This is a genomic window from Vibrio kanaloae (assembly GCF_024347535.1).
Lineage (GTDB): Bacteria > Pseudomonadota > Gammaproteobacteria > Enterobacterales > Vibrionaceae > Vibrio > Vibrio kanaloae.
This window is the reverse complement of sequence record NZ_AP025498.1, coordinates 453,816-475,908: the sequence shown is the minus strand read 5'-3', so window position 1 is coordinate 475,908 and position 22,093 is coordinate 453,816. Positions and strand designations below refer to the sequence as shown.

Annotated in this window: 20 protein-coding genes; 5 read left to right on the top strand and 15 right to left on the bottom strand. The window is 42.8% G+C overall.

The annotated features are described in order from the left end of the window. Window positions 1-78: 78 nt before the first annotated feature. Window positions 79-339, bottom strand: coding sequence for a DUF5062 family protein (locus OCV24_RS16395; RefSeq protein ID WP_010431978.1), 261 nt, complete (start codon window positions 337-339; stop codon window positions 79-81). A gap of 443 nt (window positions 340-782) precedes the next feature. Here OCV24_RS16395 and OCV24_RS16390 point away from each other — a divergent pair, with 443 nt between their 5' ends. Continuing rightward, on the top strand, window positions 783-998 hold the full coding sequence (locus tag OCV24_RS16390) for a hypothetical protein (RefSeq protein WP_017057767.1): 216 nt from the start codon (window positions 783-785) through the stop codon (window positions 996-998). Between the two features lie 134 nt (window positions 999-1,132). Here OCV24_RS16390 and OCV24_RS16385 read toward each other — a convergent pair whose 3' ends face one another. From OCV24_RS16385 to betI, 14 genes are all read right to left on the bottom strand, one after another. Further along, entirely contained in the window at window positions 1,133-1,879 is a 747-nt protein-coding gene (locus OCV24_RS16385; protein WP_150877533.1) for a phosphatase, read from the bottom strand. An 18-nt stretch (window positions 1,880-1,897) separates the two neighbouring features. Next, window positions 1,898-2,632 carry a nucleoside/nucleotide kinase family protein gene (locus OCV24_RS16380; RefSeq protein ID WP_017057765.1) on the bottom strand — a complete coding sequence of 245 codons (735 nt, stop codon included), beginning with the start codon at window positions 2,630-2,632 and terminating at the stop codon, window positions 1,898-1,900. 8 nt (window positions 2,633-2,640) lie between these two features. After that, window positions 2,641-3,159, bottom strand: coding sequence for an MltR family transcriptional regulator (locus OCV24_RS16375; RefSeq protein WP_167514246.1), 519 nt, complete (start codon window positions 3,157-3,159; stop codon window positions 2,641-2,643). Window positions 3,160-3,215: 56 nt separating this feature from the next. Next, window positions 3,216-4,487, bottom strand: coding sequence for a zinc-binding dehydrogenase (locus OCV24_RS16370; protein WP_150877535.1), 1,272 nt, complete (start codon window positions 4,485-4,487; stop codon window positions 3,216-3,218). Between the two features lie 47 nt (window positions 4,488-4,534). Further along, the gene (locus OCV24_RS16365) at window positions 4,535-5,947 is read right to left on the bottom strand and encodes a PTS mannitol transporter subunit IICB (protein WP_150877537.1); all 1,413 of its coding nucleotides are present in this window, start codon (window positions 5,945-5,947) and stop codon (window positions 4,535-4,537) included. Between the two features lie 29 nt (window positions 5,948-5,976). Next, window positions 5,977-6,420, bottom strand: coding sequence for a PTS sugar transporter subunit IIA (locus OCV24_RS16360; protein ID WP_017057761.1), 444 nt, complete (start codon window positions 6,418-6,420; stop codon window positions 5,977-5,979). A 538-nt stretch (window positions 6,421-6,958) separates the two neighbouring features. Beyond that, window positions 6,959-7,615, bottom strand: coding sequence for a QnrS family quinolone resistance pentapeptide repeat protein (locus OCV24_RS16355; protein WP_048614309.1), 657 nt, complete (start codon window positions 7,613-7,615; stop codon window positions 6,959-6,961). 303 nt (window positions 7,616-7,918) lie between these two features. Further along, a complete protein-coding gene (locus OCV24_RS16350) occupies window positions 7,919-8,401 on the bottom strand; it encodes a MarR family winged helix-turn-helix transcriptional regulator (protein ID WP_017057758.1) in 483 nt (160 codons plus the stop codon). Window positions 8,402-8,764: 363 nt separating this feature from the next. Next, window positions 8,765-9,994, bottom strand: coding sequence for a choline ABC transporter ATP-binding protein (gene choV / locus OCV24_RS16345; protein ID WP_017057757.1), 1,230 nt, complete (start codon window positions 9,992-9,994; stop codon window positions 8,765-8,767). 2 nt (window positions 9,995-9,996) lie between these two features. After that, a complete protein-coding gene (choW, locus tag OCV24_RS16340; protein ID WP_029627173.1) occupies window positions 9,997-10,839 on the bottom strand; it encodes a choline ABC transporter permease subunit in 843 nt (280 codons plus the stop codon). A gap of 65 nt (window positions 10,840-10,904) precedes the next feature. Beyond that, the gene (locus OCV24_RS16335) at window positions 10,905-11,906 is read right to left on the bottom strand and encodes a choline ABC transporter substrate-binding protein (RefSeq protein ID WP_150877539.1); all 1,002 of its coding nucleotides are present in this window, start codon (window positions 11,904-11,906) and stop codon (window positions 10,905-10,907) included. Between the two features lie 121 nt (window positions 11,907-12,027). Then, entirely contained in the window at window positions 12,028-13,740 is a 1,713-nt protein-coding gene (gene betA, locus OCV24_RS16330; RefSeq protein ID WP_146443260.1) for a choline dehydrogenase, read from the bottom strand. Window positions 13,741-13,771: 31 nt separating this feature from the next. Further along, window positions 13,772-15,232 carry a betaine-aldehyde dehydrogenase gene (gene betB / locus OCV24_RS16325; protein WP_150877541.1) on the bottom strand — a complete coding sequence of 487 codons (1,461 nt, stop codon included), beginning with the start codon at window positions 15,230-15,232 and terminating at the stop codon, window positions 13,772-13,774. Between the two features lie 74 nt (window positions 15,233-15,306). After that, window positions 15,307-15,915, bottom strand: coding sequence for a transcriptional regulator BetI (gene betI, locus OCV24_RS16320; RefSeq protein WP_017057752.1), 609 nt, complete (start codon window positions 15,913-15,915; stop codon window positions 15,307-15,309). Between the two features lie 623 nt (window positions 15,916-16,538). Between betI and OCV24_RS16315 the strand changes: the two genes are divergently transcribed. The 4 genes from OCV24_RS16315 to OCV24_RS16300 all read left to right on the top strand — a co-directional run bounded on the left by OCV24_RS16315 (window position 16,539) and on the right by OCV24_RS16300 (window position 21,944). Then, window positions 16,539-17,243 carry a response regulator gene (locus OCV24_RS16315; protein WP_150877543.1) on the top strand — a complete coding sequence of 235 codons (705 nt, stop codon included), beginning with the start codon at window positions 16,539-16,541 and terminating at the stop codon, window positions 17,241-17,243. A 36-nt stretch (window positions 17,244-17,279) separates the two neighbouring features. Next, window positions 17,280-18,599 (top strand): sensor histidine kinase, encoded by a 1,320-nt coding sequence (locus tag OCV24_RS16310; RefSeq protein WP_150877545.1) that lies wholly within the window; start codon window positions 17,280-17,282, stop codon window positions 18,597-18,599. Between the two features lie 136 nt (window positions 18,600-18,735). Then, on the top strand, window positions 18,736-19,011 hold the full coding sequence (locus tag OCV24_RS16305) for a hypothetical protein (protein WP_017057749.1): 276 nt from the start codon (window positions 18,736-18,738) through the stop codon (window positions 19,009-19,011). A gap of 563 nt (window positions 19,012-19,574) precedes the next feature. Beyond that, window positions 19,575-21,944: a M4 family metallopeptidase gene (locus OCV24_RS16300; protein ID WP_150877547.1), complete on the top strand. Its 2,370-nt coding sequence runs from the start codon at window positions 19,575-19,577 to the stop codon at window positions 21,942-21,944. Window positions 21,945-22,093: the final 149 nt, after the last annotated feature.

Sequence of the window (22,093 nt, the reverse complement as noted above, 5' to 3'; positions counted from 1 at the left end):
TCGTTAGGTTTCTAGTATAAAAGCAGTAATAACGAGCTGAAAAAGAAACGGATTCAGATACACCCATTTAACTTTTACTTACTTTAGAGGATCATTATCAGGTAGTGCTTTGTGTATCCATAACGCTAAGCGCTTTTTAATGTTTGCTCCATCAAGCTTACTTTCGGGTAGCGGCGTTATCTGATTCACTTCAACGAGGAACAAATACACCGCTTTAACCTTTATTGGTTGAGATGAATGTGGCAAATCAAAGCCCTGCAACTTTGCCATTTTAAAACCGACCTCTACTGCTTTTTTCACCAGCTTATCTTCATTAATGATCTTCGCGGTTTTCGACATATTATCTCCATCACCTTTACTGAGCGAACAATAAGTATATCAAACAGATATCGTTCACAAGATTACCGTGCTCCCAAATCGAACACTCTTCCTGATAAAACCATAAACGAATCACCGTCTGGGAAAGGATTCTAGTTTGAATGCCATCCACAATGTTTAATGGTCCAAAAAACCACCTTTTTTACCAAAAACTCAATAAATGAGACTTTCAGCCAAGAAACTAAAAATCGAATAAAATTTGACTTATCATTATAAAGAATACGGCATATTATTATCATTTAGTCAATAATCGCTTTCTTTAAAACCAATAACCTTCTGTTATTTAATCAGTTTTATACTAAAACGACTTAGATCATACTTACCGTTTCCTGTAACGAAAATAACTTACAAAACACTCAATAATAAAATAGAATAAACCCACTAATTTTATACTGGTGTTAAAAATGCGTTACCTATGGGCTTCATTCTGTCATAAAAATCCAATTCTCGGACGAATCGTTCATATCCTTGTTATGTTGGTAGCGTTAGCTTCTATCGTTGTTCCACTGATCTCGACAGATGCAACAACAATACTAATGGCACTGGGTGTAGCCCTTGTGTGTATTGTTCTATTCGTTTTCTTTGCGCTCAGTGACAAAATGCGTTCAGGCATGCACTAAACTCCACTTTTCATAACTTGCCGTCTCTTTTCGATCAGCGATATTAAACTGATCGTTTCCAGAGAAGCAAAAACGCCCAAAGGTGTTCACTTTCGGGCGCTTTTATCTCAGTAATTGTTAACTCACCAACATACTTAATATAAGTGTGAAAACTCTTCTATTCGACTCTTACCGCGCAATAATAAAAAATTCAAAAAGCGGGAGGTTGAGGTCGTGATTATTTTGTCTTCTTCCACGCCGTGATTCTCAAGTAATGCTTTTACGAGATCCAAACAAGCAATTTCTTCGCAGAAATGCGCATCAGAGCCCGTAGAGAAGTAAACGCCAATTCGCTTACCAAGCTCGACAATTTTTGAGCATCGCACATCACTTCCTTTTCGGCTCTTGCCTGTCAATGACGTGTTGTTCACTTCAATCGCAACATTGTGATTCTTTGCGCACTGAAGAACTGCTTCCATATCGAACTTGTAGTTTGGGTTCCCTAAGTGCCCTAGCACATCAACTTTGCCACTCTTAATGACGTTCATTAACGCCTGTGTATGTTCTTGTTCCGTCGATGGCTTGAAAACTGGCTCATGTAAGCTCGCAATCACCCAGTCTAAGTGTTGATAAGAAGAGGGAGGAAGATCCAACTCTCCAGCAGTGTTCAATATATTAGCTTCCACACCACGCAAGATACCTACATCGTGCAGAAAGCGGGGCAAAATCCTTTGGTTATTGAAAAACCAGTAGTGGGGGGCTCCCGGCATTTCAGGAGCATGATCCGTTGTACAAAGGAGTTTTAGCCCCTTATTTTTCGATGCCAGTGCATTTTCGATAATGGTGCTATAGGCATGGCCACTTGCCAATGTATGAGTATGGCTGTCAACAACAATCTCCATTATGACCTCCTAAATTGTTTAATTGATTTGAAACGAACCGTCTTGACTCATGAAGAGTGTTAGGTCAGCAGGAATAGAATGGTCTAACACTTTATCGACGTTTTTTGAGTCTGAATTTTTATAGAACTCGACCGCCTCTTCTAAAGTGGTACCTCCTCGCACCTTGCGGTTTACTAAGCGCTCTTCGAGGAACTTAGCGTCGGTGTCTATGAAGATGGTGAAATCAGCCAACTCATGCAATCCATTCCAAACTGGCTCATTCAGTAACAACCAGTTGCCTTCAATCACGACAATGTTCTTGTCTACCGAGATTGCGTCATCCACAGGATCATGAAGATTTCTATCGTAGTACGGCCACGTAGGATTTTTTACTTTCAGCTGTTTCAACTTATCAATCAACGAGGTTAAATTGAACGTTTCGTGAGAACCTTTAATGGTACGAAGTTTAATTTTCTCTTCATCACGAACGATGTAGTTTGAGTCCAATATCTCATTGGGGTAATGAAAACCGTCAAATGGCAATACCTGAAGTGGCTCAACGTTGGTTTGTTGATGGGACAAATGCTCCCAAAACGCGGCTAACGTCGATTTACCACTGCCAGGAGGGGCACACAAAAAGATAATCGTACGTTCTTTTTTCTGCTCAAAAAGTCGCGTAAATTTTTCAACCAGTGGTTTATGAATCTGTTCAATATCTTTATCAGGGAATGTCGCTTCGGTTTCAAAGCCACTCACATTTAAGGAAACTTTCATGTTCAACCTTATCCTAATATCTCTTTCTCAATACTTTCCAACAAGTTCTCGCAACAGAGTTTCAGCACTGTTTTAATCAGCGATTCGTAACGTGTTTGAGTGAATGAATCGAATGACGAGAATTTTAATTGGTTAATTGAATCTAAGTAGAAGCTATCTTTGCCTTTCGAGAGGTTTGATTGATTACTGAGGAAGTCGTAAACCATGTCATCGCCAAATGTCAGCACTTGCGATTGCTTACTAGTGTATTCATACATTTGGTCGAATAAGCCAATATCTGCGTAGGTTTCCAAAGAGATCTTACCCATTGCAAACATCAATTTAGAGGCGACGTCGGTTGTCACAAGAGGCCCATTTTCTTTTAAAAGAGGTACGACGGCGTACTCCATCACCAAAGCATCTTGAACAAACACGTTCGGTAATAGCTTTTTCAGTTTTTGGTTTATTAACTTATTAGACGCTTCGATCAAACTCGTCGCGGAATCACACTGTTCCAATGCATCCAATAATTCATCTTGCAACAAAATATCAATTACCTCATGAAGCTGTGGTGGCTGGCTCGCCACCACAATAATGAACCATATTAAACGGTTAAGCTCACATCATAAAATTCAAGTAGCGCTTTTTCTGCCAATTCATTCCAAACGTAGTTATTGGCTCTCAAGATTTCATCAAGCTCTAGGAAGAATGGAGACTGCTCTGCCAGTGTATGGAATTGGTCAATCGCAGTCAGCGGTAAGTCGATATGTGGGTAAATCAATTTCTTGCCACCCGGAATATCTAACTGATTGAGAATCGTATGCGGTGCCGCTTCTAGACCACCAACGTGTGTCAGCATAAATGAAGGGTTGATTTTATTCGCTTCTGAAAGCTCAATAGACTCGACCATATCACCCGTAGAGCCACCAGAAGTACCAACAATGTGAGTCGCTTCGTAGTGAACGTTATAGAAGTTAAATGGTACTTTGAACTGCTTGTCCGTTGGACCAGCAAAGAAATTTAAGCAACCATCATTGCCTAGCAACTCATCCGCTTGCTCAAGCACTTGTGCAACCGCGGCATACACCATGACATCATCATACCCCTGACCACCATTCAACTGCTTAAGATGTGAGACAGGATCTTCTAACTTAGCGGTATTCACATAGAACAGTTCGATACCGTTCTCTGCTGCTTTTGATACAGGAATTAGGCTCTCAGCTCGCTCTAGGCGCGCTTCGTCAATATCGGTGACAACGATTCGACTTGGTTTGACTGGACCATTAATCGCGTAGTCAATTGCACCAATCCCCATAGGGCCTGCACATGCTAACAATGCAAGAGAACCGCCCTCTTTGATGCCCATTTGATGTTCATATACATAAGGCGTTGTATGGTAGCTTGCGTGGAACGCACCAATGATGCATGACATAGGTTCAGCTAAAGAGGCATTAGCGTAGTACGAACTCTTGTAAGGCAATACACAGTCCAAGTCGATTGCTACTTTAGGGATAATTGAGTACGTCGCATTGCCGCCGAACGTTTCATAGCTATAACCTGCCGAGTAGCCCGTAGGAAGTCCCATAGCAGGTTGCAGTACAAAAGGTTCACCTGCCGTAAAACGATCTTTCAGGTTCGCACCCACTTCCACAATCACACCTGCGTATTCGTGGCCTGTCATTACGGGAACTTCAGCAATATTTCCCGGTACACGTTTATGATTGCTGCCTAACAGTGCTGCTTTGTAAGTAGAAAGACAGATGCTGTTTGAGATATTTTTAACTAATAGCTCATCATCAGAAATTTTTGGAAGATCGAACGTTCTAAGTTGAACATCTTTTTCACCACGGATAACAGCAGCAGTTGTTTGAGTCATGATTTTCTCTCCGAAAGTGGGACCACTGAGTGGCCCCAAAATTTAAATTAAGCTTGTTGACCAATGGTGTTCATTAGATTGTCTAATGCAGGGTCATGTAAGAAGTTCTTGATAGTGACCACTGGTAAGCCCGTAGCCTTAATTGCTCTATTCTCTAAGCTCTCGTGAGTCACCACCACATCGGCATCAGTTGGAACTTTTTCGATGGCAAAGTTTTTAACTTGAACATCGTAGCCAGCCTTTTCTAGTTTGCGTTTGAAAGTCGATGCTCCCATGGCGCTTGAGCCCATTCCCGCATCACATGCAAAGGCAATAAATTTGATGTTCTTTACTTCTTTTGGCTGTTCTGTTGAAGCCTGAGCTGATGCTTTTGCTACCACACCTTCTGCTTTCATATCTTTCATGTCGGTTATCGACTGTTCAAACTCATCTTCTGATTGTTCTTTCTTATTCACTTTCAGGATTGCACTTGCGACAAGGAAAGACACAACCGTTGCTGAAGCCACACCTGCGATGGTTGCGAAGAAGCTTCCTTTTGGTGTGAGTGCTAAGTAAGAGAAAATCGAGCCAGGACTAGGGCCAGCAACCAGACCACCATCAAGTAGGTTGAACGTGGCAATACCTGTCGCCGCACCAGCAATCATCGCAACAATCATGATTGGCTTCATTAGCACGTATGGGAAGTACAGCTCATGGATACCACCGAAGAAGTGAATGATGATTGCACTTGGTGCTGATTTCTTACTTAGACCTTGACCAAATTTCGCGTAAGCCAAAAGCATACCTAGGCCAGGACCTGGGTTTGACGCCACCATAAAGAAGATCGATTTGCCCGTTTCCGCCGCCGCTTGTAGACCTAGTGGGTAGTAGATACCTTGGTCGATAGCGTTGTTTAGGAACAAGACTTTTGCTGGTTCATTAATAATGGCAAGTAACGGTAGAAAACCAGTTGCTACAAGCGCTTCGATACCCGATTTAACGAATAGGTTCGCAGCAGTCACAGCAGGGCCAACAATCGCGTAAGCAAATAAACACATCAACATGCCGAAGATGCCTAGCGAGAAGTTGTTTACCACCATCTCAAAACCTGAAGGGATCTTGTCTTGTAAGCGTTTATCGATTTGAACGATCACCCAGCCACTCAATGGGCCCATGATCATTGCGCCAACAAACATTGGAATCTCAGCGCCAGCGATAACACCCATGGTACCTATCGCACCAGCAACTGCACCACGCTTATCCCCGATAATTTGTCCACCGGTATAACCAATAAGCAGAGGAAGTAAATAAGTGATCATCGGACCCACTAATTCACCAAAATATTCGTTAGGCATCCAACCTGTTGGAATAAATAATGCTGTAATAAAGCCCCATGCGATGAAGGCTCCAATATTTGGCAATACCATCGCGGTCAGATGACCACCAAAAGATTGCACTTTTGCTCTTATATTTGTAGACACGGTATATTCCTTATTTTCAAAGGTTATTCTTAATAGCTTTTAATAATTTCAAGTACATCAGCTTTTGAAGATGAAGCCGCCAGCTTGGCAATGTTTTCTTCATCAACTAACATTTCACTAAGTGCTTGAATAACCTCGATGTGTGTATCTGAATCCTTTGCAGCTAATGTTAATAAGACATTCGCTGGTCCCATTTCTGAACCGAAATCAACTGGGGTTGGAAAAACATGGATACCCAACCCAGTCTTTAGTACACCTGCTTCTGGACGGGCATGAGGCATAGCAATGCCTGGACAAAGAACATAATAAGGTCCATTATCATGCGTTGACTGAATGATCGCGTCTGCGTAATTATCGGTAACGTAACCTTTATCTTGCAAATAACGAGTCGTTTCTTTAACTGCATCTTCCCACTTATATTCAGAGTGGTTAATGACATCAATTAAGTCGTGGTCAATAAGGTCATAAAGCATAATATATCCCAGTTATTCTTGTTCGTTGTTGTTGGGATTATTATCAATGGAAGTTGTCGAATCGAGAAATGACAAACAAACGTGACTTTAGTCACCTATAAATAACTGTCAACCGGATATTTCTGCGTCACCGCTCAAATTCAACCTGTAATTAAATAACAAATTTATAATTAAAAACAAGTCAACAGTTTAAGTTTGATATTAGCCTCAATAACCAAAATCAATTTAAAACAAAAAAGTGAGACATGAGTTCAGGTTAGACGGTTGACCATCAGTTAATTGTAATAATGGTTATGTTTATATTCGTAAAGCAAGGAATGTAACACGCTAAAATCAGTGACAAAGATCGCGTATGAAATCTAAACACCATTCAGCTGAAATTTTACGACATAACAAGCTGCTAACTCATCCAGCCTCGCGACATGCAAACGACCTGTATAGAAAGCCAGACGAAACTCCAGATACGGAAAAGCCCAAAGTTATTAGCTTTGGGCTTTTCTTCTAGCGACTGTGGTTGATTACAACCGAATGAAAAAAATCAGTCAGGCATTACAACAATACCCATGCTTTCAAGCAGTTGCTCTTGCTGCCAAGCGACAATTTTAATTCCAGATGTATCGACCTTGCGAGGATCTAATCCTTCTAGTTCCGCATGGCACAAATTCGCCCCTTGCATACTGAATTGCCCCCATACGTCTTCCGAGAACACACCCCGGCTGAGATCAGACTCTTTCAGTGACGCGCCGCCAAGGTAAGTACCTATCCAACGGTTCTCAAACAATTCGCACTTCTCTAAACAAGCCTGTTCAAAATTAGCGTAAGACAGGTTGCAACCCGTGATGTATGCCGAGCAAAAATACATGCGATTGCTCACCTGGTTGGCAAAATTCGCACGAGTAAAGTTCGCCCCTTTCAAGTCGCATTCACGTAGCTCAATACCATAGCAATTCGCGTTACTGAAATTCGCCATTGCCAACTGACAATTCTGGAAGCTTGCATCTCGTAAGTCGGCAACATCAAAGTGGCATCCCTCAATATCGCCTTGTTCAATAAACTTACAGTTAATAAACGTTGCGTCACGTAAGTTCGAACGTCTGAAATCACAACGGATAAACGTACAGGCTGTAAATGTAAGCTCTGATAAGTCTTGCTGAGCAAAACTGTGGTGATGATAAGTGCTGTTATTGGTGTCCATTTAGCCCCCTAAAGAAATTACGCTAAGACTATCATTGTGATATCCATAAACATCAAATTAAAGATCTTTAAAAACAGTTACTTAACAAACCCTATTTTGTCCATTTTGAAGCACCAAGTAGGCATTTTAAGGTCGGTATTTTTCATTTATAGAATGTGAGGCTTCTAAAAAAAGTTTTGACTCTTGAGCAGAACTTGAAGGGGGTTAGGTATACAAGCGTACAAAAACTTGATTACCTTCAATTAAAATCAAAAATGGCCGCTAAAAGCGACCATTTGAAATCTATTAAAATTAATTCAAACACTAGCTCTTAGCTACGTTTGCAATGCCTTCAAGCTGAAGTACTGGAGCGGCGTCGATGTCTTCTGCGTTCATCATTGATGATACTCGCTGCATTGAAGAAAGCAGTAAGCTTTGCTCCCACGGTTCTAAATTTTGGAACTTTTTAACAAAGTTATCTTGCAGTGGTGGGGGTGCGTTATTAAGCAACTCTTGCCCTTTTTCAGTCAAGTTCGCGTGTACTTTGCGGCGGTCCGACGAACTGCGCACTCGTTGTACATAACCATTTAACTCTAGACGGTCGATGATCGTCGTCGTCGTCGCTTGGCTTACATTGGTCTGATTAGACAATTCTTTGATTGTCACATTACCCATTTCTTGGATTGCTCTCATTAAGATTAATTGAGGGCCAGTCATGCCATACTCTTTACTCAGCTTTTTCGAGTGTAAATCGATAGCGCGAATAATTTGTCGAATAGCGACCAGGATTTCGTCATGTTTGTCCAAGATGCAGACCTTTGTACTAATATATTGTGAGTGGCTTTACAGCGTCGAAGTGATTAGATGTCCTAAGTGATTAAGTCAGGCACGTTCGAATTACACTGTAAATTGATAAATTAATTCATTGATTTTTTCCGCATTGTACTTATGTTCATAGTATTCTCAATCTTTTCTATGCTTCTGAATTTACGCAGACCAACATTTTTGTTTAACGTGTGCCGATATTTAGCCTTAAAGAGACGAACAGGGTAAGAAAAGGCGAGAAGTTGTTGGTAAATAAAAAGACGATTTAGTCAAATAGGTAGTGAGATCTCGCGACCTCACTACCTATTTTATCCGCTAGAAAACGAGTTAACTCAGCTCAAACCATTAAGCGGCACTGTTGAGTTGAAAATTCCCTATTAGCGCGTTGTAAAACTCACTGTTATCCAAAATACCAACCAATTGATTGTTTTCAACCAACAGAATTGGGTTGTTACTTATCTGTTTCAATTTAATTGCATCACGCATTCCAATTTCAGGGCTCGCCACTACAACACTCGACGCGCTAATCGCGGTTAGATCGTCAGATTCATTCCATTCAACAAGCGCCAAAGTTGGCTCACCTTTTACCGATAATGAGCCTTCAGTCTGTTCTATCCATAAATCTTTTGAATCACAAATCTTCCAACTCTCATTATCTTGCCTCAGTGAATCAAGAGGCTGCATAAGTGAACGACCTTTCAATACGTTCAACGGGTTAGTGTGGGCAACAAAGTCCTTCACATATTCCGTTTTTGGAGTTAACACGATTTCTTCAGGTTTGCCGTGTTGAATCAATTTTCCTGATTCCATGATAGCGATGTTATTACCAATCTTCAGCGCTTCATCAAGGTCATGACTCACAAACAAAATCGTTTTGTTAAGCTTATTTTGTAGCACTATCAGTTCATCTTGGAGTTGCGCACGAATCAAAGGATCAAGCGCAGAAAAGGGTTCATCCATCAATAGAATGTCAGTATCCATCGCAAAAGCACGTGCTAAACCCACACGTTGCTGCATACCACCAGAAAGCTCATGAGGGAATTTTGTTTCCCACTCTGATAAGCCAACCATCTCCAGTTGCTCACGCGCTTTAGCACGACGAACATCTTTAGCGACACCCTGCATTTCAAGGCCAAACGCGACATTATCTAATACAGTTAGCCACGGCATTAAAGCAAATTTTTGGAACACCATAGAAACACGGTGTGTACGTAGGTGGCGCAATGTCGCTTCGTCGCACTGTTTGCCTAAATCAACCAGCTTATCGCCATCTTTGATTGCCAATGAACCACGGCTAATTTCATTCAAACCGTTAACAGCGCGAAGCAGTGAAGATTTACCCGAGCCAGACAACCCCATCAGTACGCAGATTTCGCCTTCTTTAACGGTCAGTGAAACATTATCGACACCCACCACTTGGCCCGCTTCATCGATGATCTCTTGGCGAGTTTTGCCTTGGTCGAGCAGTTCAAGCGCTTGATTAGCTTTGTCACCAAACACAACGTCGAGATTCTTAATAGTAATAGCATCCATAGCTTTACTTGCTTCAAGCACATCTTTGTTTACTAGAGACATAATTAAGCTTCCTTCTGGTTGGGTGTTTTGCACAAGCGATCAAGAATAATTGCTACTAAAACAATCGCTAATCCGGCTTCAAAGCCTTGTGAAATGTTGACTGTGTTTAGAGCTCGAACGACTGGCTTGCCAAGGCCATCAGCCCCTACCAGTGCCGCAATAACTACCATTGAAAGCGATAACATAATGCACTGTGTGATACCCGCCATGATGCTGGGTAAAGCCGCCGGCAATTCAACTTTGAGTAGCAACTTCATGCGGCTAGCACCAAAAGCTTTACCAGCTTCAATCAATTCTTCTGGTACTTTTGTGACCCCCAAATAGGTCAAACGAATCGGCGATGCTATCGCGAAAATGATCGTCGAGATTAAGCCAGGAACGATGCCTAAACCAAATAGCACTAAGGTCGGAATCAAGTACACAAACGTTGGGACTGTCTGCATTAAATCAAGTACTGGACGTAGCAGCGTATAGAGCCAAGGACGATGAGCTGCCATGATGCCAACTGGTACACCAATTAATACGGAAATCGTTGTCGCCGCAAAGACGAGAACAAAGGTTTCCAGCATTTCTTGCCAATAGCCAAGGTTGAGGATAGTGAGAAGCGCTGCGACGACAAAGATCACCAACGACAGTTTACGGTGTAAATACCATGCGATTGCCGCCGTTATCACGATTGGCAGCGCAGGTGGCATCCATTTAAATACATCAACTAAAAAAAGAATAACGGTTTCCAAAAAGATAGAAATAGCATCAAAAAAACCTGCTGCGTTAATTGTTAACCAGTCAACACCAGTTTCCATCCATTGTCCGACAGGGATTTTGTTTTCCGTAATAAAATTCACAATATTGCCTTTGATTATTGGTGAGCCGAAGCTCACCTTTGTTATTTATGTAACTGGGTAGAGAACTAAGCTTTTACCTGCTTTAGGTAGTCAGTAACGGCTTGAGTTGCTGATTCACCTTTATGTGTTTTTACGTTATCTAACCAAGCTTCCACTTGCTGTGGGTTGCTATTTAGCCATTGTTGAGCCGCTTTTTCAGGCTTAACGTTTTGGTTAAGGATTTCTTCCATCAACTGGTTTTCCATCTCTAAAGTAAACTCTAGGTTCTGTAGAAGTTGACCGACGTTTGCGCACTCAGACAGGTAGTTTGAACGAACATTGGTGTAAACATTTGCGCCGCCGTAGTTAGGACCAAAGAATTCATCACCACCTGATAGGTATTCCATTTCAACATTGCTGTTCATTGGGTGAGGTGCCCAACCAAGGTAAACAATCCATTGGCTACGGCGTGCGGCGCGTGATACTTGAGATACCATGCCTGCTTCGCTTGATTCCACTAAGCTAAAATCTTTTAAACCAAATGCATCAGAATCAATCATTGATTGGATTAAACGGTTACCATCGTTGCCCGGTTCAATGCCGTAGATACGGTCTTTAAACTTGTCGGCATGCTTTGCGAGATCGGTGAAACTTTTCACACCAGAGTCGTACACATATTTTGGTACGGCTAGTGTGTATTTAGCGCCTTCAAGGTTGGCACGAACGGTTTCTACAGTGCCCGCTTCACGGTACTTAGCAATATCGCCTTCCATAGTTGGCATCCAGTTACCTAAAAAGATATCAATATCGCCGTTGGCCATTGAAGAGTAAGTTACCGGTACTGAAAGTAGGTCGGTTTTGGTTTTGTAACCAAGGCCTTTTAATAGTTCAGAAGTAACAGCAGTTGTTGCGGTAATGTCTGTCCAACCCACATCAGCGAAGCGCACGTTTTCACATTGCTGTGGTTCAATAGAAGCGTTAGCACCAAATGCAAATGAACTGATAGCTAATGTTGCGAGCGCCTTCGTTTTTAACGCATTGCTTGCTAAAGGCTTATTTGTCGCGGTTTGTTTATATTGAGTCGTCATAATGATTCCTTTTTTATCTTTCCTTTTACTGCCCTAACTCATACAAATAAGGGAAGTTCTACTAACTTTTTACTAATTTTTGTTATTACTGGTTTTCTTATTTTTATTCAGTAACAGAGACTTACGCCTCTCTTACTGGTTTACTTATTCTTTGTTTCTCTTCCCATTCAGGTGCAATCCACACAGGAACGTCTTGTTCTTTAAGTGCAGGCTTGCCCAGAATCAAATCAGAAGCACGCTCAGCCACCATAATGGTTGGTGCGTTTAAGTTGCCATTTGGAATGGTTGGGAAAACTGATGAATCAACCACACGTAAGTTGTCGATGCCGCGGACTCGACACTCTTCATCAAGCACCGCCATTGGGTCGTTATCTGAACCCATTTTGCAGCCACATGAAGGGTGGTAGGCGCTTTCCACGTTCTGCTTAACCCATTCATCAATCGCTTCATCGGAAGTAATATTGAGACCAGGCTGAATCTCTTCACCTCGGTAAAGATCCATCGCAGGTTGAGACAGAATCTCACGCGTCAGACGAATACAATCGCGCCAATCTTGGCGGTCTTGTTCGGTCGAGATGTAGTTGAAAATGATCTCTGGCTTGGCATGTGGATCAGCAGAAGTGATCGCCACCGTACCGCGGCTTTCTGGCTTGTTAGGACCAACGTGTACTTGGAAGCCATGACCATCAAAGGCCGCTTGCCCGTCGTAACGCATTGCTGCTGGTAGGAAGTGGTATTGAATATTCGGCCACTTCAATCCTTTGCGTGAACGAATGAACGCGCATGATTCAAAATGATTAGTAGCCCCCAAACCTTTACGAGTCAGAATCCACTCTGCGCCAATCATGCCCTTGCTCACTAAACCAAGCTTGCTGTTGAGAGTAATAGGCTCGTTGCAGTGATATTGGAAGTACACTTCTAAGTGGTCTTGCAGGTTTTCACCCACGCCGTTCAACTCGTGTTTCAGTTCAACGCCTGCCTTTTCAAGCACGGATTTCGGGCCGATACCAGAAAGCTGCAGCAGTTGAACAGAACCAATAGAGCCCGCAGACGAGATCACTTCTTTGTTCGCCACAGCCACTTGTGTATTGCCTGACTTTTCGAATTCAACACCAACAGCTTTCAGACCCGATTGACCCTGTGTGTCTTGTGACTCAAGCAAGAAACGACGAGCCACGATACCTTTTTTCAAGGTAAGGTTTGAACGCTTCAATGCACGGCGCAGATAAGCGTTAGAGGTTGAGGCTCTAACACCCTTGTCTACTGTCATGTGCATAGTACCGAAGCCTTCTTGCTGGTAGCCGTTATAGTCTTGTGTTTCTGGGTAACCGGCGTCTTTACCTGCATCAATAAATGCTTGATAAAGCGGATTAAGCTCCATATCGTTGCCGTTACAAGTGCCTACTGGCCCATTGTCGCCACGGTATTCGTCACCACCTTTGCTCCATGATTCAGCACGGCGGAAATAAGGCAGACAGGCTTGGTAGTTCCAACCCGTAGCACCCTCTTCTTCCCATTGATCAAAATCGCATGCATGGCCACGAACATAAACCATACCGTTAATTGATGAGCTACCGCCTAATACTTTGCCACGTGGACAATGCAGTTCACGTCCATCAAGGCCCGGCTCTTGCTCTGTTTCAAATTGCCACGCATACTTTTCAGTATTCATTGGATAAGAAAGCGCAGTTGGCATTTGGATAAAAATGCTCTTATCCGTACCACCAGCTTCCAATAATAAAACGCTATGTTCACCGCTCTCTGTTAGTCTATCCGCTAACACACAGCCGGCCGAACCCGCGCCGACGATAATATAATCGTAGCGTTGTTCCATTTTGTTTCTCCGTTGAGTTGAGTGTTACGCGTTAGGCATATGGGCTAGCGAAATCGCCTAGCTCAATAAGAATGCTCTTGGTTTGCGTGTAGTGAAGCAGAGTTTCTGGTCCATTTTCACGACCAATACCTGAAAGTTTGTAGCCACCGACAGGCATTTCTGCAGGTGAGTCACCCCATGTGTTAACCCAGCAAATACCGGCTTGCATTTGATGAATAACTCGGTGAGCACGAGAAAGGTTTTGCGTGAATACGCCAGCAGCAAGGCCATATTTAGTGTCATTAGCACGGCGAATAACGTCGTCTTCGTCAGTAAACTTCATTACCGACATCACTGGACCAAAGATCTCTTGTTGGACATGTGGCATGCTGTCTTCGCAATCCACAAACACGGTTGGAGTAACAAAGTTGCCGTTCGCTAGGCCGTTGTCTGTCACTTGATAACCACCAGTTAACAGGGTTGCACCAGACTGTTTAGCTAGCTCAATCGCTTCAAGAACTTTTGCAAGATGTTCTTTAGAAATCAACGCGCCAATCTGAGTATCCATCTTCATTGGGTCACCAATGATCAGCTTTTCAGTGCGTGTTTTAAGTTGATCAATAAATGCGTTATAGATGTTTTCGTGTACATAAACACGAGTGCCATTAGTACATACTTCGCCTTGGGTGTAGAAGTTTGCGACCATGGAAGCGGAGACCGCATCATCCAATTTCGCGTCATCAAACACAATCATTGGTGATTTGCCACCAAGCTCCATAGTGACCGATTTAAGCGTTTTGGCGCTATCGCCCATCACGGCTTTACCTGTACCAATTTCACCGGTGAATGACACTTTTGCGATGTCTGGGTGTGCGGTCAGCATCTGGCCAACGCGATAATCTCCCTGAACCACGTTAAACACACCTTCAGGAAGCCCCGCTTCGGTAAAAATGTCAGCGAGTTTAAGTGCCGTTAGCGGCGTTTCTTCTGAAGGCTTGAAAATCATGGCGTTGCCCGCCGCGAGTGCCGGTGCTGATTTCCACATTGCGATTTGAATTGGATAGTTCCACGCACCGATACCCGCACAGATACCTAACGGTTCACGGCGTGTGTAGAAGAATTGAGATTCACTAAGCGGTTGTTGGTCGCCTTGAAGAGTAGGAGCAAGGCCTGCGAAATATTCAATAACATCCGCGCCAGACGCCACATCCACTTCAATTGCTTCTTGCAACGGTTTGCCCGTATCAACAACCTCAAGGCTAGCAAGCTCATCATTTCGAGCTCTAAGTATCTCTACAGCTTTTAAAAGAATACGGCTGCGTTCAACGGCTGACATTGCTGACCATACCGCAAATCCACGTTTTGCCGATTCGATAGCACTATCCACATCCGCTGAAGATGCTTGACCCAAAGTTGCGATAGATTCACCGTTTGCCGGATTAATACTATCAAAGGTTTCACCAGACGTTGCTTTAACTGCTTCGCCATCGATATATAATGAGTTCATTTCCATTTGAGATTCTGACTTAATTATTGTTTTAGACTCTACAGGTCTATATGTGAGTGTTTGTAATTCGAATGCTATGACTAGGTTTTATTCGAGTGACACGAGTAAAACGTCAATTGCTTATCAAGGTAGTCATTGATAATAGCGCGTGCCTTTTGGGCATCGATACCTTCAGGGTTTAACGTGCCTCTCAGCCATAAACCATCAATCAAAGAAGCAATACCGTGAGCAACGAGCTCCGCCTGTTCATGATTAAGAATACCTTTCAACTCAAGGCGTAAATGCGAAAGTAAACGTCTTTCATTCACGCGCTGAAGTCTTTTCAATTGTTGGTCATGCATCGAATATGACCAAAATGCCAACCACGTTTTTGCGACCTTGTTTTCGGCTTGGTAGCCTTCGAAGTTACCTTCAATGATTGCATTAATCCTCTGCTGGTGAGCATCAACAGGGAGTGCTTTTAATGCCGTGGTAATGGTGTTGGATAATTGGCGAAGAATTTCACGCATAGTCTCTTCAAGCAGACCATGCTTTCCACCAAAATAGTGATTAATGATGCCCGTTGAAACTCCCGCTTCCTTACTGATCAAAGCAATACTTGCGGCATGTAAACCCACTCGATCAATCACGGTCATCGTGGCTTGTACGAGCTGTGGTTTACGTATATCAGGCATCCCAACCTTCGGCATTTTTTAGTCCTTTTATTTTTTATTGAACGTTTAGTTAAATATAAAATGACAGAAATTTAGTTAGGGTTCAAATGATTATTTGAAACAAACCCATAACAGAGAACCACCAATACATAAATAAATTAAATATAAACAACCACTTAAATATCATTTAGACCCCTAATTAAATTAATTAAAGATTTGAGGTGTGATGGTTATTGGTCAAATGTTTTCACTTAAAAAGTACAAAATTCAATCAAACTAATATTATGTAAAAATTAGGCAGATCGTCTTAAAAGCAGATTCTAACGCTGAAAATTAGACGTAACGGTAATGTCAGTAATGCATTTCGATAGTAGTGCATACCGTTATTCACTCCTGTATAAAAAAGTAAACTCTATTGATTAATACTGTAACTATCGGCCGGACAAATGTAATGGAATAAGTACGCTTTATGAACATTGTTTTTTATTTTGATCACTAATTCAAAATCAGCATTGAACTACCGTAGAAAGTGTTTAATCATTTACGTCAGATATTGTTCGCGAAGCATTTGAATTCAATATGCAACAATAGCTCACCATAAAATCAAACCCGTTCAAAAAATCTCAATAAGTTAAACACACGATAAGGCTGAGAATGGAATGACAAAACCTAAAATGATCATCGTAGAAGACGATTTGAAACTTCAGAGAATGCTAAAGGATTACTTTGTTACGCAGGACTTTGATGTTTCCACACTCGATGATGGCAGTAATGCCGCGCAGACCATCCTTGCCGAACAGCCTGATATCGTGTTGTTGGATTTAATGCTCCCTGTAACCGATGGACTGACAATATGCCGACAGACGCGCACTCTCTTTAAAGGTAAGATTTTAATGCTCACCGCCAGCGATGATGATTTCGACCACGTTGCAGGCTTAGAGACAGGCGCTGATGACTATGTCACCAAGCCAATCAAACCAAGAGTTCTGCTGGCCAGAGTTCGTTCGCTATTACGCCGCCAAGAGGCCAATACGGCTTCAGTCGATGACTCAGACAACCTTCAGTTTGATCAACTGGTTCTGAAAAACACCTATAAGAAGTGTGAACTTTCAGGTGCCGTTTTATCACTAACCGACAGCGAGTTTGACCTGTTGTGGTTATTAGCAAGTAACCCTGATACTCCGCTATCACGTGACTATTTGACACAAACGCTGCGTGGTATTGAGTACGACGGAATCGATCGAACGATTGATAATAAAATAGTGCGCCTAAGAAAGATTCTTGGCGACGACCACACACCAGCAGAGAAAATTCAGACCATTCGCGGGAAAGGTTACTTGTTTGTTTCGACCGCCTGGCGTTAACCTCGCTCAATACGAGCGTAATAAAAGAGAGCGATTATGCGACGTATCTTTTTGGAGTCCTTAATAGGGCTGTTAGTTTGCTTTATGGCCGGCCTTGTCGCCTACGAGATCAGCGTCTATCAGCTCAATACCGACTACGAATATGTACTGGAAGATTACGAAGCGGCAGCCCACCAGCAATTGATCGAAAATATCGCTAAGAATCAAGGCCTTGAAGCTGCTCATCAAGCGATAAACCAGTTTGTAGAAACCACACGAAATAAATTGGTTACATTCAGCCCAGACGATGAAATACCAAGCCCCGTTTCAGAGTTCTTCAGCACTAACCCGAATACCTTTGTTTTTCACGATGATGAACGTGATCTATGGTTTCGCTTAGCAAGCAGTGACAATACCTATCACTACCTCCCCAACAGTGAAGCGTTCGTTAGACAAAAAATAGAGTTGGAGGATGACCTCATTTGGTTGTTCTTTTTAGCAAGCTTTATCTTATATGGCTTATGTCATCTATTTATTATCTTCCGCCGAGTTAAAAAGCTTGAGACTGCCACTCTGCGTTTTTCTGAAGGGGATCTCTCTTCACGAGCCGAGACTTCAAGCGGCATTGCCATCGGCTCACTGAATAAGTCTTTCAACCTGATGGCTGACCGTATTCATCGCTTAATTGAGAGTAATCGCTCGCTCACCAACGCAGTGGCTCATGAGCTACGTACGCCAATATTTCGTATCCAGTGGCAAGCTGAGATGCTCAAAGACACGCCACTCAACGAAGCTCAACAAGACACCGTAGAAAGTATTGTCGAAGATACGGAAGAGATGGAAAAGATGGTCGATGAACTGTTGTGCTACGCCAAGCTCGATAGCATTAACCTCGAAAACCTACAACAGCCATTAGAGATAAGAGACTTTCTCGACCACGCCATGACGCGTTGGAGCAAAGACACTCAGCTCAGCATCGACCTATCATTACCTGAGCAACCTAGCTCAATAATGGCGGATGAAACGCTACTCAACCGAGCACTAGATAACCTAGTTCGTAACGCAATGAAGTTCGCACGTTCGCAAGTGTCAATTGAAGCAAGCGTGCATCAAGATAAGCTACAGATCGCGGTGCATGATGATGGTGATGGCGTGGCAAAAGAGCATCAAGCTCGCCTGTTTGAACCCTTTTACGTTGGCGACAAAGCGCGTAATAAAGCTAAGAGCGGCCATGGTTTAGGGCTTTCTATCGTCGAGAAGATCTGTGCTCAACACAGTGCGACTGTGGAGGTTGGTCAGAGCCAGACCTTAAAGGGGGCGGTATTCACCATAACCATTCAGCTATGTAATGATTCAGCTGACAAAACCATACAGTAACTACAAAACACCTCTGGAATAATGTTCAACATCGGCCGGGAGATCCTGTCTCCCTATGAACTTATTGAGTCTAGATAATCATGACACCGCCTTTGTGGCTTGCCATCTAGATTCCAATCATTCTTAAGGTATTTTTATGAAAAAGTTATTAGTTGTTTTAGGTATTGTTTCTTTGGCAGGTTGTTCAGGTATCAACCACAGCGAAGAAGTTTACACAGCGCACGCTGAAAGCTTCAACATTGTTGGTTTCCAAGTTCCAGGTAACACACAAGATCGTGCAATGGAATTGGTACCTGAAGGTGCAACGGTTGATACTATTCGCTCAACAAACTCTGATACAAGCTCTGTTCTGGGTATCATCAACCGTATTATCGGTATCGACTACGTTCAAGTCGGCGGTAAAAAGCAGTAATTCACTTTAGTTACAAACCATGGTTAAGCGTCTAGTTACGTACCTTTAATCAGTAGCCTGTACAAACCAAGTTAATTTAAGCCAGTGACCCGTCGCTGGCTTTTTTCATCCAGCAGATTTTGTGCTCTGTGCCAAGTAAGTAGTTAATTCCCCCAGCTTCTCGTCACTAATAACTCGAGAAATAAGCCTAAGAACCTTCAATTTCTTATCAAAATGGCCTGTAAATTCGCTGAATAACCTTCCGCTAAAAATCACACTTTGAAATCGTTGATCCTTCTATCAACCCAAACCCCATTAATTGAGGCACAGATCAATTTGCACTAAGATCTTAATTATCAATGAAAATTAACACTTAATAAAAGTATCATGATTGTATAAATAAAAGACACGGGTGCGTTCAAAAATAAACAGAAACAATAACTATCTGTAAATACGATAAATATAAATTTCATGAATAAAAGAGATCACTGCCATGCTACTAAATAATCAGATCGAATGATGTAAATACATTGTATTAGTTTTGTTACTTTTTCTTTGAATTTATATAGAAAGAGAAAATAACAATGAAAATAAGAAAGCGTTTAGTTGCCGTTGCTATAGCCAGTGCTATGTCTTTATCAGTTCATGCAAATGAATCCGTTAAAATCGATCAACCGATCAACTTTACCAACTTCTCAGGGTTGAACGCCCAGTTAGGTGTCAGTAACGCCTCTAACTTCAAAATGGTAAAAGAAGTTAGCCTCAAAAAGCGTGGTACCTACAAAGTTAAGATTCAACAGAACATTTGGGGCACACCAGTGTGGGGGCATTACCTAAATGCGACCCAAAGTGTGAAAGGTGGGGCGCTTAAGTCGGTTCAAGGCCTCTACCTTAAAACAACAACCCTAGAACGATCGTTTGTGAAACCCTCTATCAATAGCTCTCAAGCCGTTGATCTTGCGAGTAAAGACCTCAAGACTCAAGGCTTAACCAGCCAATCTCTAGACAATGTCCAACATGAGCTGTTTATTTATCAGGGCAAATCGAAACAAGGCATTAGCACACAAGGGGCGGATAAAACACGCCTAGTGTACGTTGTCTCTTACCTTGTCGAAGGCAGCGAGCACCCTACTCGACCATTCACCATGTTAGACGCACATACGGGCGAAGTTATTGACCGCTGGGAAGGTATTGCTCACGCACAGGTTGGCACTGGCCCCGGTGGTAACGAAAAAACAGGCATGTACGAATACGGTACTGATTACCACTACCTAGATGTGTTGGAAAATGGCACAGAGTGTGTGATGGAGTCAGAAAATGTTGTCACCGTTGACCTCAATGGTGCTACCGATGGCGACACCACCTACCGCTATGAATGCCCTCGTAACGAACACAAAGCCGTAAATGGTGCATTCTCACCACTCAACGATGCACACTACTTCGGCAACATCGTGTTCGACATGTACAAAAACTGGTTCGACACAGCACCACTCTCCTTCAAGCTCATGATGCGTGTTCACTACGGTGAAAACTACGAGAATGCATTTTGGGACGGCAAGGCAATGACCTTTGGTGATGGTGAAAGCTTCTTTTACCCGCTTGTCAGCTTAGATGTATCAGCGCACGAAGTGAGCCATGGCTTCACGGAACAAAACTCAGGCTTAGTCTATGCAAATCAATCTGGTGGTATGAACGAGGCTTTCTCTGATATGGCTGGTGAAGCCGCTGAATACTACATGAAAGGCACCAATGACTGGATGGTCGGCCGTGATATCTTTAAAGAAGAAGGAGCTTTGCGTTACATGGACGATCCATCACGCGATGGCTCATCAATAAACAACGCCTCCGAATACTACGATGGCTTGAACGTGCACTACAGCTCTGGTGTATTCAACAAAGCATTCTACCACCTAGCAACCACACAAGGTTGGGACACGAAGAAAGCGTTTGAATTGTTCGTGCTAGCCAACCAAATCTACTGGTCAGAAAACAGTGACTTCTGGCAAGGTGCTTGTGGCGTGAAGAACTCAGCAACCGACCTTGGCTACAGTGCCGATGACGTTGTTGCTGCATTCAACCTAGTCGGTGTCAGCCCATGTGGCGAGCCACCATTGCCGCCAGAACCGGAATATCAAAATCTAACCAATGGCCAAGCTCAAACCGTGACTGGCGAAACAGGTTCGAAAACTTACTTCGATATCGAAGTACCAGAAGGCCAAGACAAACTGACGATTGATCTGGCTGTCTCTACTGGTGACCCAGATATGTATGTCGGCCTGGACTATGCACCAAGCTCTCAAGAGAATATCTGTAAGAGTGAAACCGTGACCGATGAAGTCTGTGTCATTGAAAGCCCAGTAGCAGGTCGCTATACCATTAACGTTCTGGGTTACTCAGATTATGCAGATGCAAACCTAAAAGCATCATACGAAGCAAGCAATGCTAACGTACCGCCAACCTCTTCATTCGAACACACCATTGTTGGTAAAGAAGTAGAGCTACGCAGTACAAGTTCGGACAGCGACGGACAAATAGTCTCTTATCAATGGAACCTAGGCGATGGCAACATGCTGAATGGTGAAATGACTCGTCATACTTACGCAGCAGCTGGCGATTATGTGGTAACACTTTCCGTGACAGACGATGCTGGCGTTACTACGTCTACCAGCAAATCCATCAACATTGAAAGCAGTTCAAACGATGCCTTCCCACTAAAGCTAAAGTTTGGTAACAAAAATCCAAACGGCAAAGCTCGCGTTAAGCTGGCATGGGATTACGACACCAACGACTACTTTGTGATTAAACGTAATGGCAAAAATGTTGGTGCGACAGACTACAACTCATACGTCGACAAGTTCCGTCACAACGGTACGATTGATGTGGAGTACCAAGTGTGTACCTCAAGCGATATTTGTTCAGAAACCAAGCACTACCGTTTCATTAAAGCACAATAATCGATAATAAATTCAGGGCTCCTAAAGGGGCCCTGTTTCTCTATTTGGATAGTGAAAATATCCAATAGCAGCACCAGAAAGACAACGCTAGACAAACGGCGGTACATAGAAACGATACCAATCAGAACAACGATATTAACCATAAAAAG

Coding starts and splice junctions, on each gene's coding strand:
- OCV24_RS16395 (WP_010431978.1), bottom strand. CDS start 339: ATGTCGAAAACCGCGAAGATCATTAATGAAGATAAGCTGGTGAAAAAA.
- OCV24_RS16390 (WP_017057767.1), top strand. CDS start 783: ATGCGTTACCTATGGGCTTCATTCTGTCATAAAAATCCAATTCTCGGA.
- OCV24_RS16385 (WP_150877533.1), bottom strand. CDS start 1,879: ATGGAGATTGTTGTTGACAGCCATACTCATACATTGGCAAGTGGCCAT.
- OCV24_RS16380 (WP_017057765.1), bottom strand. CDS start 2,632: ATGAAAGTTTCCTTAAATGTGAGTGGCTTTGAAACCGAAGCGACATTC.
- OCV24_RS16370 (WP_150877535.1), bottom strand. CDS start 4,487: ATGACTCAAACAACTGCTGCTGTTATCCGTGGTGAAAAAGATGTTCAA.
- OCV24_RS16360 (WP_017057761.1), bottom strand. CDS start 6,420: ATGCTTTATGACCTTATTGACCACGACTTAATTGATGTCATTAACCAC.
- OCV24_RS16355 (WP_048614309.1), bottom strand. CDS start 7,615: ATGGACACCAATAACAGCACTTATCATCACCACAGTTTTGCTCAGCAA.
- choV (WP_017057757.1), bottom strand. CDS start 9,994: ATGTCTCTAGTAAACAAAGATGTGCTTGAAGCAAGTAAAGCTATGGAT.
- OCV24_RS16335 (WP_150877539.1), bottom strand. CDS start 11,906: ATGACGACTCAATATAAACAAACCGCGACAAATAAGCCTTTAGCAAGC.
- betA (WP_146443260.1), bottom strand. CDS start 13,740: ATGGAACAACGCTACGATTATATTATCGTCGGCGCGGGTTCGGCCGGC.
- betB (WP_150877541.1), bottom strand. CDS start 15,232: ATGGAAATGAACTCATTATATATCGATGGCGAAGCAGTTAAAGCAACG.
- betI (WP_017057752.1), bottom strand. CDS start 15,915: ATGCCGAAGGTTGGGATGCCTGATATACGTAAACCACAGCTCGTACAA.
- OCV24_RS16315 (WP_150877543.1), top strand. CDS start 16,539: ATGACAAAACCTAAAATGATCATCGTAGAAGACGATTTGAAACTTCAG.
- OCV24_RS16310 (WP_150877545.1), top strand. CDS start 17,280: ATGCGACGTATCTTTTTGGAGTCCTTAATAGGGCTGTTAGTTTGCTTT.
- OCV24_RS16305 (WP_017057749.1), top strand. CDS start 18,736: ATGAAAAAGTTATTAGTTGTTTTAGGTATTGTTTCTTTGGCAGGTTGT.
- OCV24_RS16300 (WP_150877547.1), top strand. CDS start 19,575: ATGAAAATAAGAAAGCGTTTAGTTGCCGTTGCTATAGCCAGTGCTATG.